Here is a 13373-nt window from a genome sequence, read left to right on the forward strand (position 1 = left end):
CCTCGTACTGGACGTACTTGGGCTTTCGGCCGGTGCGGCGAGAGTGCGTGCCGGGCGTCGCGACGGGGCGAACGTTGCCTGCCGCGGCACTAGCTCATGCGGAGGCCGCCGAAGTGCGAGGCCGGGACACAGTGGTGGGCAGCCCCAAGTCGAGGCGCTTGTCCATGTCGAGGCGGAAGGTGCCGTACGGGTTGACGTTCGACCAGAACAGCTCCGACCCGGCCCGCCGCTCTGTGCACCAGCCGAACGGATGCTTTTGGCGGTTGCACCGGCCGTCAGGTGCCGCTGTCCTCCCATTCTTTGATGGGTGCAGATCCAATGAGGGTGCAGTCGATCAGTCGGTGGGTATGACCTGGTCGCGGTAGTGCGTCTGGTGGTTGCGGATGAACTCCTGTTGCTGGTGCCACGCCCAGTAGGTGTCGAAGTCGCCGTTGGCGCGGACGGCACGCAGCTTGAGCACGGCTTCGGCTCCGGACAGGCCCCAGCGGGCGCCGGTGATGTCCAGGCGGTCTTTGACCAGGTGCCGGCATGCTCCCTCGATGATTCCGGTGGCGATCGGCCAGCCGCGTTCAAGGGCGGTGTCGTAGCGCAGGTGCTCGGCCTTGCCGGACAGGTAGTTCACGGCCTCGTCGACGGCCTTGCGCTGGGCGCCATGCAGTCCGGCCGCGCGGGCGGCTTCCTCGAGTGCGGCGGCGGTCTGCTGCACGCCGCCGCCCAGCAGGACGCGGGCGTGACGGGCGACCCAGTTCTCGGCACAGGCATCGCCGGCCTCGTGCAGGCACCACGCTGCTCGCCACAGATATTCGAGCACGTGGATCAGGTCGACGATGATGTGGACGTCCACACCGCGCTGCTGTGCTTCGGCCTTGATGAGGTCGATCTGATGGCGGGCCCCGTCGACCAGGACGACCCAAGGACGGCGGTGGCCGGGGTCGCGGTGCTCCGCCTGATCGAACACGGCGGCCACCACCTGCGCGGCGGTGTCGTTCACCGAGCCGCACAACCACTTCGACCGGGCCTTCGGCCCCTGGCGGCGCTCGGGCACCGCGCCGTGGGCGGCATCGTCCTGCCGGTCGGGGTCGGCGATGATGTCGTCGACTGTGCGCGGCGCGGGTTCGGCATCGTAGACGGCTCCCAGGGTGGCCATCCGCTTCCTGCCGTGCTTCTCGCCGGACGCCAGCCGGGTCTTCATCACGTTGCCGCCCTTGGCCGCCGCGGCCTTGGCGGTGTCCTCACGCAGCGCTTCGGGCCTTATCACCACGCCCTTGCCGTCGACCGACAAGATCAGCGGTGTGATGTCGGTGCAGGGAGCCGGCACGAGAGCGTCGTAGAACGCGTCGATGTCCGCCGCGGCGCTGACAGCGAGTTCCTGGACCTGCCGGTGCCCGATGCCGGAGCCGGTGTGGGCGTTGATCCGCTCGCAGGCATCGGCGAAGCTGCCGCGGGCGGACTCGATCGCGGCAAGCCTGGCCAGCCCGTGCGAGTGCATTCCGTCCGGCAGGTTCAGCACCGCGTCGGCCGGGTGCAGGTCCGCCACGCCGGTGCCGCGGTAGGCGATCCGGACCACGGTGACCTTGCCGAACACCGTGGCCAGCAACCGGCGCCGGCCCCGCTCGATCCTCGAGCGCCCGACACCGGCGGCGTCCACGACCTCCTGCCGGCGCACCTCGTCCCTGGCCCGCAGCGTCAGATGGTCCTGGAACAACTGCCGGGTGACCTCGCGCATCCGCGCCCCCAGCAGATCCTCCAACTGCGCGTGCGTCATCACCGCCGCCTGAGGGGCAGCCAACTCCGCACACACCGCAGCGAACAGACCCGCCGAGACGGCGAACGCGTCCTCACACTCCGCGAGCGCGCCCCGGGCCGGCCCCACCACGCTCACCACCCCTGCTTCCTGCCGTCGACCTTGAACAGCCCGGACGAGGGCTCGGCCAGGATCCCGCGCTCCACCAGCCGCTTCAGCTTCGAACGCATCCCCTCGACATGCCGCGGCTCAGTCCCCAGACCCAGGTGCCGGCAGACCTCTTTGCAACGCATCGCCGCCCCCGAGGTCGCGAACAACGCGATGATCTCCCGATACTCCGGCGACATCACCGTCACATCCAACTCCGCCTCGGCCTTCACCAGTGCCACGGCGACCCCGCCACCGGCATCCCCGCCCGCGGCGTCCGCATCCGGCACCGGCGAAGGCGGCGCGGCCAGCACATCCTCCACCGTCTCGCGCGCGATCTGCAACCGCGCCAGCCGCTCCTCGGCCCGCGACAACTCCTCGGACAGACCAGCGATCTGCTCACGCAGCCGCTCGGCCCGGCCCAGCACATCAGCCCGCCTGGCCTCCAACGCCTCCATCAACGACGGCACACCACACCCACCCTCGCTCAGCACCCCCGCGTCTCACGGCGGGCTCGACCTCAGCGACGGTAAAAGTCGGCACAACCGGCCACACCCCGAACCTCGGCGAATCACCCCAACGAGGCACCCTCAGAAGATCCACACCCAAAGACCTTGCTGGCCACCGCGAGTCGAGACGTTCGGATCTGGGACCCGGACACTGGCCAGCAAGTCAGAGAGCCGTTCGTCGAGCACCGCGGGGATGTGAACGACATTGCGGTGTTCACCCGACCGGACGGCACGACCCTGCTGGCCTCTGTCGGTAACGACACCATGCTGCGCATCTGGAACCCGCTTACAGGTGAGCAGATCCGCCACGAACCGTGGAGCGGCCACAGCAGAGGAATCCGCGCAGTGCACTTCTACATAGACCCGGATGGGCGGAGGTTGCTCGCAACCGCAGGCCGGGACCGCACCGTGAGAGTTTGGGACCCGACAGGCGACCCGCCCACCCGCGATCGCACAATCCGACATCCTCGCCCTGTCAATGCGGTGACCACATACCACGGACAGCATGGTCAGACCCAGATCGCTACGGCGAGCAGCGACGGCAGTATCAGATTGTGGGACCCGAGGCAGCGCGAGCAGATCGGTGAGCGTCTTCAAAAATCCCGCAGGCCGATCATCGCGGTGACTTCTTTCCCTAAGAGGGGCGAGCGGGGGAGCCTGCTTGCGACAGCCGGTTACGACAGAGAGATCCGAATCTGGGACCCAAACACCGGGCGTGAGAAGCAACCGCCGCTGCGAGGAAGTCAACGCCAGGTTCTGGCACTGGCCGCATTCACCGCGTCATCGCGGAGAAGAGTCCTGCTTGCCAGCGCTGGCACAGACAAGTTGGTACACATCTGGAACCTGGAGACCCGTAGCAACTTCGCTATGCCCGGCCACAGCAAGAGTATTCGCGCTATCACGACGTTGCGAAGCCCAACCGGGATGCAGCTCGCTACCGGGGGCGACGACAGAACGATCCGGATCTGGAACCCCAGGGAAGGTATTCAGATAGGCGACCCGATCCGTCTACCGAGCAAGGTCTTGTCGCTGACCTCTTTTACGCAAGACAGGCGCAGTCTGCTCGCGGCTGGCACCAAGGACGGCAAGGTCTGGATTATCGACCCAGAGAATCGCCAACGAGGAGAACCGTACCTGACCGGCCACAACGCTGGCGTGGGGGCGATCGCATCATTCCAGAGCGCCGAGGGGGCCCGGACTCTCCTCGTCAGCGGCAGTTGGAACGGTGAATTGCAGATCTGGGATCCACGCGAGCGTGAGATCCGAGCGGTCATCCGTATCGGCGTTGCCGTCACCGGTATCTGTGTGGCCGATGGCCGTTTGGCGGTGGCCTGTAACGAAGGCGTACTGATCATCAATCTGACGTGAACGGGCCGTCCTCACCGCGAGATTGTTCTTTCAGCCCTGTGATGCCGTTCCTGCAGCCACACCAAAAGCTCCGGTCGGTACACCCGCCTGCGTAGGAACGCCATGATGATCACGACTTTGCGGACCGGTGAGGTGCAGGGGTAGCGGCTGACATGTGCTCTTCGTGATGCACGTGTTCATACATGCGGCTCGTGCTGGCGACGACTGGAGTGTCGTCAGTCGTCGTCGACGTCGTCGAAGATATTTCGCCCGTATGGTGCGTCCGGGAGTGGAGAGTGTCCGTGAGGTGCTGAGCCGTGAGGGCCTTGCGGGACTAATTCGTCGTCAATGGTCAAGATTGCCTCGTTCATCTTTTCCAAGGCCTGCTCTATCGCGGAAACCGCATCCGCATCGTCTGCGAAGACGTCTTGGTACTTGTTGAGCTCTATTTCCAGTTCCTCGAAGTGCGTCTGCGGATCCGCTTCGTCAGGGTTGTAGTTGCTGCGCCAGTCCTGGAGTATCTTTCCGAACCGGGAGGGCAGTTGCAGTTTGACGTGGCTGAGCAACTGTTCTCGCTCGGTATCTGAGAGGAGCACCTTCCATTCCGGGAGCCATGTCCAGCCGGCGTCTGGTGACTCTACGGCGAGCTTCGTAACTCGTTCTAGGATGAGTTGATGGTGTGCAGGTTCGATGAGGTCGGCCTGCTGAAGTCTTGCGAGGACCCGGGGTTCGTCGACGACGTTCAGGAACGATGTGAACCAGGTCATGCGGATCACGGCGTCAGGTTGCGCCCGTGTGTAGAGGGTGAGGAACTCGTTGGAGCACCTACTGGCGAGGAACTCATGCCAGATCATTTGACCTGCCCAGTTTGCTCTGGTTTCCTGATCCGCGATTTGGAGAAGTTCAACAACCCTGGAATATAGGGAAGGTGGCACTCTGAGCAGGGTTCCGGCCTGGTCTCCGGTATCGCAGTCGATTCGCGGGAGGATCGTGCGCCAGTTTTGGCCGGATAGGAAGATTTTGATGAGGTTGGGGTCGGTAGCCAGGAAAGCGGCGAAGCCCTCTTGCAGTGTGGGGTGTCGAAAGGACCATCCGGTGATGGCATTGTTGCCGGGCGGGGAACCGAGCCTCAAGAAAGTGCCGGTGAGGGTTTGGAGCGCCCGGCTGACGCCGGCGATGCTTCCTCCCATGCGGGTGACGACATCGTGCTGGGCGGAGTCCAGGTCCAGAGGGGAGGGCAGGCACTCACCGGCCTGGTAGGTCAGGGCTAGCGCAGTCTTCTCGTCGGGTTCGAGTCCGTCGTAGACCTCGCGGAGGAAATCGCTGGGACGTGCCATGAAGTCGGCGATTCCGCGGCTGTTCAGCTGGAGGCGGTGGGTGAAGGCTTGTAGGCCCAGGCGCCGAGCAGCCTCGGGGTAGAAGGGGTCCGCGTCGGCTGCCTCGTGCAGGTGGTACTTCATGCTCGAGCGGATCTCGCGGGGCTGGTCGCCGAGCTTGATGTGGTTGTAGAGGATCTGGCGCCGTTCTTCTGGCGAGAGCTGCGCGGCGTCTACGACGACCCGTTGTTCGTGCAGGAGCGGGTAGGTGGACTCCTTCAAGTAGCGGCGGGCGTCACGGTAGATGTAGTCGCGTGAGGTGAGGACGACTTTTGCTCCGCTACGGACGGCGGTCATGACCTCCCGCATGCGCCGGGTCCAGTCGTCGGTGAGATGCCGCTCGTGGCGGACACTGCCGAAGGCGTCGTCGATCCAGAAGAACTGGTTCGTTTCGTGCGGGTTCCAATGGCGTATGAGCCCGTCGGCGTCGGGCGCCTTGACGGTCAAGCAGCCCCAGGCGTCGAGGGCGGTCATGGCCAGGGTCTCTGCGATGACGGACTTGCCGATGCCCGGCTCGCCGAGCAGGAGGACGAAACCGTGCTCCTGCACGGCTTGGACGGCACGCCGGTAGGCGTCGGTGACCACGAACGTGGCCAGTTCGTCTCGCAGGTAGCCGAGCAGGGCCTGGGCTTGGTTATAGGCGCGTTCGTCGAGGATCTGGGAGAGGTCTCCGAGTCCGTAGACGCGGGGGACGAAGGTCCGCAGGCGCTGGCTGGTGGCGATGGTGTCGCAGATCCATTGGCCGTCGAGAATCAGCGGGTACGCGACGCCGGCATCGAGCAGCCGTTGTCGGATGGTTGCCCCCGAGATGCCGCTGACCCGTGCGTTGGTGAGCAGGACGTAACTGCCGCACAGCCCCCGTTCCACCAGAGCCTGGACTTTGTCGAACTCGTCGCTGAGTTCCGAGGGTGTGAGGGTGGTGTCGGCTTTCTTCGTGTGTTTGCACTGCAGGACGAAGGGGCCGTCGGGGACGTCCTGGACGCCGATCGGGTCCGGTGGCTGTTGCCAGGTGCCGTAGAAGGCGCCGTCGCGTCCGCCGTCGTTGGAGTCGGCGAAGGTGTGCACGGACTGGGCCCACACCTCGCGGAGTACGGCCGCGCACAGGTCCTGGAATGCGCGCCAGCCCAGGGTGTGCAGGGCGAAGTCGGGAGAGCCCGGTGCTGCGACGGTGCCTTCGCGGGGGTGGTCGGTCACTGTGGCTGGTCCTTGGCGGGGCCGTTGTGGGGGAAGCGGACGGGGCGTTTGAGAGTGTTGCCGTGGGTCCAGGGCAGGGCGCCGTCGTGCTGGAGGCGACCGACGACGATGCCGGGGGCGATGCCGGCCTCGTGGGCGAAGGTCTTGATGTTGTCGAAGGGCATGGGCCTGCGGGTGAGGCGGCGGTATGCGGCGTTGTGCTCGGGCGGGATGAGGGTCTGGGCCGCGAAGGCGTCGGCTTCTTCTTCGCTGCGGTCGCCTTCGGGCGTGCGTTCGTCGGCGCGGTCGGTGTTGTCGAGGAAGGTCAGTCTCTTGCCGTGCAGGAGGGTGTGGCCGATCTCGTGGAAGACGGTGAACCAGAAGTGGTCGTCTTTCTTGAACCGGTCGCTGAGGGCGATTCCGGCTTTGTCGGGGGTGAGCCAGCGGGTGACGCCGGAGACGCTGGTCAGGGGAGGGGCGGGGAGGAAGACGACGGCTACGCCGGCCTGGGCGCACAGATGGGTGATGCGGTCGGGCCAGGCTGCTGGGTCTTCCAGGGTGAGGGCACGCAGGCGGGGAAGCAGGGCGGTGAGGGCGGCGCGGTCGAACGGCTGGCAGGGCAGAGCACGGGCCTGAAGTTCTGCCTGCCGCAGCCATACGGCGGTGGCGTAGTCGTCGGTCTTCAAGACGGTGGAGCGGCGGAAAGCAGTGCGGTAGCTGCGCCAGAGGTCTTCGGCGACGGCTGGGTCGGCGACGCCGAAGAACGCCAGCAGACGCTGGAGGTTGTCCGTGCTTCTGTCCTTATTCGGCAGGATGCTGCGCCTGACGAGGTCGGTCAGTGAGAAGTTGTCGAGCCAGTCGATGCGCTTGCTGAGCTGCTGGAGCTCCTGCTGGCGGGTGACGTGGGTACGCCAGGCGGCTTCCAGCTGGTTCCACATGGAAGCTGGGATGCCGGTTGCGCGCTCGAGGAGGAGCGCGGTCTCGGGGGTGAGGACCGCGGTGCCCTGGACGATCTGGTTGATGTGCTTGGTGGACAGGCCGGTACGCCGGGCGAGGTCGGCCTGCGGGATGCCGAGTGCTTCCAGCTGTTCCTTGAGGGTCTCGCCGGGCGGCGGGGCGGAGTCGGGCGCGTAGACGAAGTGCGGGGCGGGAGGCGGGGTCACGGGTGGTGCCTCTCTGAGGTCGGGGAGGCGGGGGTGGTCGGGGCGGTCATCGCGTGATGGCGATCGCGGTGACTATCAGGGCGCGTACGGAGTGTTCATCAAGGGTGCCGTCACGGTGGGCGGCGGGCGGGTCGTCGCGGGGGCGTACGACGAGGTGGCCGTGGTCTCCGAGCGCGACGATCCGGCTCACGCCGCTGTCGGCCGGATTGGGCCGTAGCCGGGCGGCCGCGAGGCGATGCAGGTCGGCCAGGTGGTCGGCGGCGGCCATCTGGCCGAGGCGCCTGTGGAGGGTGGCGGCGACCTCCGGCCCGAAGCGGGCCCGGCGGGCCGCGTCGCTGTTGCAGACGCGGGCGAGCTCCGCGTCGTCGAAGGCGATGTCCACCGGCAGCCCCAGAAACCTCTTGCGTATACCTGTCGCTTCCATGCTACTCTCTCGATCAAGGAAAGTTTCATTGGCTTATTGGGTGCATGAAACTCTTCCGGTGGTGGATCGTCTTTGCAGGTCAGATTGATTCGTCTTGAAGGAGGTGCGTAATGCCGGGCAAGGCCAGTAAGGCGAGTGGGTCTGGTGGGAAGCGTGGTCGGAGCGCGGTCACGGGCCGGTTTGTGAAGCAGTCGACGCTGCGCAGGCACCCGTCGACGACGGTGAACGAGCGCGCGTCGCGCGGCTCGAAGAAGAGCAAGTAGGCGGGCTTCGAGCCCGCCTTTCGCATATCCCGGCCCGCCGCGGCGGGCCGGAGGAAAGGGAGGTGGTCGTCATGACGACGGCAGATATCCAGCAGCAGGAGACCGCCCGTAAGTCGGTGACCGTCACGGTCGACGGCGAACCGGTCGAGGTGCCGAAACACACGACGCCGAATGCGGTCTTGGGCCTGGCCGGCATCGAGGCCCGCACGCACTACCTGGTGCGGATCACAGGGCGGCATCAGCACTCGTTCGCCGGCCGCGGTGAGGAGGAGATCACCGTGCACGAGCGGGAGACGTTCGTGTCGGTCTCCACCGGCCCGACCCCGACCGCATGACCGCGGTGGTGCCGGAGGCGGGGCCCGCGGGCATGCTCGCGGGCCTGCGCCGCGCCGGCTATGCGGCGGAGGAGAACGGCAACTTCGCGGTCTTCGACTACTTGATCGAGGTCGGCCCGCAGGCCGGGACGACGGTACGCGTCGGCCTGGAACTCGTGCCCGACTGGCCGCTGTCAGCCCCGCACGGCCCGCACATCACCCCCCGCCTGGGACACCCCCATGGTGCGGTGCACACGTCTCCGCTGGGGCAGGAGTGGGAGCACTGGAGCCGCCCGCCGGCCGACTGGGCGCAGGACCGTACGCTTCGCGGCTACCTGCGGCACCTGCGCACCCTGTTTGCGCAGCTGGAGAACGGACCCTCCGCGTGATCACCCGCTTCTCGGTCGCGATGACCAGCGAGGTCGCCCAGCACCTGACCGGTCACCTGCGCCGTGCGGACGGGCAGGAGGACTGCGCCTTCGTGCTGTGGCGGCCGAGCACCGGCGCCAGCCGCACCACCGCCCTGCTCACCGAGGTGGTCCTGCCGCAAGAGGGCGAGCGGATCGTGCACGGCACGGTGGACTTCACCAGCGCCTACTTCCTGCGCGCCGCCGCCCTCGCGGCCGAGCACGGCTGCGGACTCGGCTTCATCCACGCCCACCCCAAAGGCAGGGGATGGCAGCGCTTGAACACCATCGACCACGCGGCTGAGGCGTCCTACGCCGCGCAGACCCAGGTGATCACCGGCCGTCCGCTGGTCGGTCTGACCTTCGCGGGGACGGACGCCGGCTTCAGCGCCCGCATCTGGCAGCAGCAGGCCCCCCGCCGCTACGTCCCCACCGAGGCGGAGAGCGTCCGCGTGGTCGGCGGCCGCCTGACGGTCACCTTCAACAACCGTCTCCTTTCCGCGCCGCCGGCCACGAACCGGCAACTGCGCACCGTCTCCGCCTGGGGACAGACAACCCAGGACGACCTGGCCCGACTGCACGTCGGTGTCGTCGGATGCGGCAGTGTCGGCATGCTCGTCGTCGAAGCCCTGGCCCGCACCGGTATCAAGCGCCTGAGTCTGTTCGACTTCGACACCGTCGAAGAGGTCAACCTCGACCGGCTTTTGCATGCGACCCTCCGTGATGTGCGCCTGCACCGGGTCAAGGTCCGCCTCGCCGCCCGTAGTGCCCGCCGTGCGGCCACCGCCACGAGCTTCCGTGCGGCGCCGTACGAGCTGAGCGTGGTCGAGTCGGACGGGTTCGCCGCCGCGGCCGACTGTGACGTGATCTTCTCCTGCGTCGACCGGCCCTGGCCCCGCGCCGTGCTCAACCTCCTCGCCTACGCCCACCTCATCCCCGTCGTCGACGGCGGCATCGCGGTCGAAGCCCGTGGCGGACGTCTGCGCGGCGCCGAATGGCGCGCCCACATCGCCGCCCCCGGCCGAGCCTGCATGGAATGCCTGGACCAGTACGACCCCGCCCACGTCCAAGCCGAACGCGACGGCTCCCTTGACGACCCCGCCTACATCACCGGACTGCCCGCCGACCATCCGCTGCGCCGCAAGGAGAACGTCTTCGTCTTCTCCGCCAGTGCCGCGGCTGCGCAGCTGAACCAGTTCGTCACCATGACGACCGCGCCGGGCGGGATCGCCGACACAGGCGCCCACCTGTACCACCTGACCACGGCCACCCTCGACCACCTCGTAGACGGCTGCGAGACGGGCTGCCCCTACGACGGCATGCTGCGGGCACTCGGCGACGACGCTCCCGTCACCGTCACGGGACGGCACCCGGCCGCTGAACAGGCCCGCGCTGCACGTGCCCGCGCGGTACGCCGCTGGCCGCTCCGCACCTGGCGGGCCGTCGACGACCTCCTGCACCGACTCCGATGAAACACTCGCTCAGAAGCATCCGTGGGGGGACCACGCATATGCGCTTGGCCCGCCCGGTCCGCGAGACCAACACTGAAATCCGCAACAACGTGACGGGCAGCCGGTAGTTCACGGCCAGCGGTTACACGCACGACGGGAGTGCCGATGGACGCCGCAGAGCGCCTCGTCCAGAAGATCGAAACGCTGAGCAAGATGTTCACGGATGCCGAGCCCGCGTCTTTGCGTACCAGCTACCTGGCCGATGCCTCGGCCGGGCGCCCGGTGCTGCAGGGATCCACCGCGACGGCTCTCGTGCCCCGCTGGAACGAGCACCCCAGCGGCCTGCTGGTGCCCGCCACCTCCGTGCCGCCCGCGCCGATCGACCTGGGCGCGGCGTATCTCACGCCCGATGAGATCTTCGGGTTCGAGCTGCCCGCCGACTACGCCGTGCGCCAGCTGGAGCGCCTTCCGCTTGAAGGCGTCATACGGTTCTGCGCCCGGGTGCTCAACGCCCTGGAGTTGCCCGGCGTGACCGTGCAGGCCGTCGAGGCGCACTTCGCCGTCGAGTGGCTGGATGAGCCGGTCCGCAGCCGTGTCCGGAATCTGCTCCGGGACGAGACCCGCAGGCTGCTTGTGCCCCAGGCCCTCATGCTGCTGGCCCGCAGGGCCATGGAGGTATCGCCGGACACTGTGCCGGGCGACCTCCCTGACGGCGACATCGTCGGCGCTCTGTTCAACCTCACCCAGGTGATGGGCCGCCATCCCGATCCCGGTCCGAGCGTCATCACGGACCGGCCCGGCACACTGGGCCGCGAACTCATCGCCAACCAGCACTTCCACCACAGCTGGTCCGTTCCCGGCATCCTCGCCCGCTACGCACGGCGCTGGCTGCAACTGCCCTCCGAACACCACGGCGAGCCGGGCATCGTCGAACTCGGCCAGACCTACCAGGACTGCACCGGCGCCCGCCTGGAGGACCTGGCGGCGGTGGCCGGCCACCTGTGGCTGCGCACCACGATGGGACGGTTCGTCATCGAGCCGGGCGAACTGGCCGGCCTGACCATGCCCGCGGAGCACGTCGAGGCGGTCCTGGCGCTGATCACCAACGACTTGCCTGGCATGCGGGAGGCCGTGCGCAGAGAACGCCCCGAACAGCGCACCGAATGGTCCTTCGACCCCTTCCAGCAGTGGCCCGTGATCCGCTTGCCCGAGGACCGGTTGCTGATCCTCGATCCTCGCCACCTGATCAGCCGGGCCTTCGGGTGGCTGCCGATCTTCGACATCGAGTTCCCGCCGCCGGGGCGCACGAAGCCCACCGGCCACCGCAAGATGGCCGCCCGGGCCAAACAGACCCTGCGCCACTGCAGCGAGGTGTACGTCAGCGAGGTCCTGCACGCGATCACTCGCGACGAAGGCACCACTCGCCGGGTCTACGACGACGCCGACCTCAAGGCCGCCTACACCGCCCCAGGCCAGCGCATCGCCGACGCCGCCATCGACTACCCCGGAACCTGGATCGTCATAGAGGTCACCACCACCCAGATGCGCCGCGAAGCCGCCACCGCAGTCCCCGGCGAATCACAGATCGAGGACATCGACAAACTCGTCGAAGAACTCGACCAGATCGACGCGACTATCACCGCGCTGCGCGGCGACGAGGCCGCCCTCACCGGTGCACCTGCTGCTGGTGGCCGTCGCTTCCTGCCGCTGCTCGTGCTGCCGGAGGGTTTCCCCGTCAACCCCATCACCTTGACCGTGATCCGTGAACGCGCCCGAAGGAAGGGGCTGTTCACGAAGCCGGACACGGACCCGGTGGAAATCGTCGACATCGAAGAACTGGAGATGATCGAGGCCCTGCAGGAAGCCTTTGGGCACAGCCTCCTCGACATCCTGCGCAGCAAGCAGTGCGGCAGCTTGTGCAACGCCGCCGTACGCGACCACATCCTGCACGTCATGCGAGTACAGCCCGACGCACCAGCCCGGCACGCTGGGCTGGTGGACAGTGTCCTCAAGCCACTCGTCAACGCCCTGCCGCAGCCGCAGCAGAGCTCGTCCACCAGCTGATGATCGGTGCCCCTGCGCGACCGACCGACCGGTTGCCGCATGCTTCTCGGACAGGACTTTCTGGTGCCGCTCACCCCCTCACGATCTCAATGAAGGACGGAGTTCGCATGGCCGCTTCTACCCCAGTGTCCGGTGTTTCTGATGGGGCGTTGTCGCCGTTGGGGCGGCGGTTGGGTGTCCTGCTGAGTTCCGAGCGCGTCATCGGTGACCTGCGGCATTACTTCGGCATAGGCGTGCCGCCCGGCGGGATGCCGTTCACCGGGAGCCGGTTCGAGCACCTGGCGGGTGGGGGAGACCGGCCGGAGGTCGTTGACCGGATCACGGCTGAGGACCTGGTCGCGGTGCAGACTTTGTCGGTCACCGTTCCGGCGCCTGTTGCGCTGGACATTCTGGAGGGCCGCCTCGGCGCGCGGCTGTCCGGACTGTTGCACGCCATTCCCAGGGACGTCGACATGGTTGACGCCGACGCGGTCGTCGTGGCCGACGGCTCGCCGGCGGATCAGGCCTGGGGTCTGCTCTGCGAGCAGTATGGGGTCAACTGGGTCATCGCCGGGAAGGTCCTTGCCCGCAAGCGTCCCCGACTGCTCCCGGTCTACGACCGAGTCGTCCGCTGTGCTGTCGGTCGGCCGCCGTCCTTCTGGCTCGCTCTCCATGCCGCGCTGCGCGAGGACGACGCCGCGTTGCACCGCCAGCTGCTGGAACTGAGGCAGGCCGCGGGGCTACCCGAGACGGTGAGTGCGCTGCGGGTGTGCGATGTGGCGGTATGGATGAACCACCGGGCCGTCGGCCATGCCTGCCCCTGAGGATGTCTGCCGCCAACATGACCGAGGGGACATTCTGGCGTGTGAGGGTGACGGACTTTACCAACCGTCGCCTGGATGTGTGTGACGTTCGTGTGGAGTGGTCCGTGGGTGTGGGGGAGGGGTGTGGACTCGGGGCCAGGGTGCCGCCGGCGGGGCGGTTCCCGGTTCGGAGGGGGCGGTGCGGGGTG

General features: G+C 67.4%; 11 protein-coding genes. 6 read left to right on the plus strand and 5 right to left on the minus strand.

The window, feature by feature from the left end; translation table 11 throughout:
• Positions 1-334: 334 nt before the first annotated feature.
• Together AB0J04_RS28710 and AB0J04_RS28715 are read right to left on the minus strand one after the other, a co-directional pair.
• A complete protein-coding gene (locus AB0J04_RS28710) occupies positions 335-1882 on the minus strand; it encodes an ISKra4 family transposase (protein ID WP_363171459.1) in 1548 nt (515 codons plus the stop codon).
• Positions 1879-2361: a hypothetical protein gene (locus tag AB0J04_RS28715; protein WP_363171460.1), complete on the minus strand. Its 483-nt coding sequence runs from the start codon at positions 2359-2361 to the stop codon at positions 1879-1881. Before AB0J04_RS28715 ends, AB0J04_RS28710 begins: the two co-directional genes overlap by 4 nt.
• A 144-nt stretch (positions 2362-2505) precedes the next feature.
• Here AB0J04_RS28715 and AB0J04_RS28720 point away from each other — a divergent pair, with 144 nt between their 5' ends.
• On the plus strand, positions 2506-3768 hold the full coding sequence (locus AB0J04_RS28720; RefSeq protein ID WP_363171461.1) for a WD40 repeat domain-containing protein: 1263 nt from the start codon (positions 2506-2508) through the stop codon (positions 3766-3768).
• A 215-nt stretch (positions 3769-3983) separates the two neighbouring features.
• Here AB0J04_RS28720 and AB0J04_RS28725 read toward each other — a convergent pair whose 3' ends face one another.
• Genes AB0J04_RS28725 through AB0J04_RS28735 form a run of 3 tightly spaced genes read right to left on the minus strand, consistent with a single transcriptional unit; the run spans position 3984 to position 7883 of the window.
• Positions 3984-6317, minus strand: coding sequence for a hypothetical protein (locus AB0J04_RS28725; protein WP_363171462.1), 2334 nt, complete (start codon positions 6315-6317; stop codon positions 3984-3986).
• Positions 6314-7459 (minus strand): ImmA/IrrE family metallo-endopeptidase, encoded by a 1146-nt coding sequence (locus AB0J04_RS28730; RefSeq protein ID WP_363171463.1) that lies wholly within the window; start codon positions 7457-7459, stop codon positions 6314-6316. Before AB0J04_RS28730 ends, AB0J04_RS28725 begins: the two co-directional genes overlap by 4 nt.
• A gap of 46 nt (positions 7460-7505) precedes the next feature.
• Positions 7506-7883 carry a hypothetical protein gene (locus AB0J04_RS28735; protein ID WP_363171464.1) on the minus strand — a complete coding sequence of 126 codons (378 nt, stop codon included), beginning with the start codon at positions 7881-7883 and terminating at the stop codon, positions 7506-7508.
• 334 nt (positions 7884-8217) lie between these two features.
• Between AB0J04_RS28735 and AB0J04_RS28740 the strand changes: the two genes are divergently transcribed.
• From AB0J04_RS28740 to AB0J04_RS28760, 5 genes are all read left to right on the plus strand, one after another.
• A complete protein-coding gene (locus AB0J04_RS28740) occupies positions 8218-8481 on the plus strand; it encodes a hypothetical protein (RefSeq protein ID WP_363171465.1) in 264 nt (87 codons plus the stop codon).
• The gene (locus AB0J04_RS28745; protein WP_363171466.1) at positions 8478-8849 is read left to right on the plus strand and encodes a hypothetical protein; all 372 of its coding nucleotides are present in this window, start codon (positions 8478-8480) and stop codon (positions 8847-8849) included. The genes AB0J04_RS28740 and AB0J04_RS28745 overlap by 4 nt, the downstream gene beginning before the upstream one ends.
• Positions 8846-10339, plus strand: coding sequence for a ThiF family adenylyltransferase (locus tag AB0J04_RS28750; RefSeq protein WP_363171467.1), 1494 nt, complete (start codon positions 8846-8848; stop codon positions 10337-10339). The genes AB0J04_RS28745 and AB0J04_RS28750 overlap by 4 nt, the downstream gene beginning before the upstream one ends.
• A 144-nt stretch (positions 10340-10483) precedes the next feature.
• A complete protein-coding gene (locus AB0J04_RS28755; protein ID WP_363171468.1) occupies positions 10484-12382 on the plus strand; it encodes a hypothetical protein in 1899 nt (632 codons plus the stop codon).
• 107 nt (positions 12383-12489) lie between these two features.
• Positions 12490-13185 carry a DUF6308 family protein gene (locus AB0J04_RS28760; protein WP_363171469.1) on the plus strand — a complete coding sequence of 232 codons (696 nt, stop codon included), beginning with the start codon at positions 12490-12492 and terminating at the stop codon, positions 13183-13185.
• Positions 13186-13373 lie beyond the last annotated feature (188 nt).

Source organism: Streptomyces sp. NPDC050263 (assembly GCF_040655955.1).
Classification (GTDB): Bacteria; Actinomycetota; Actinomycetes; order Streptomycetales; family Streptomycetaceae; genus Streptomyces.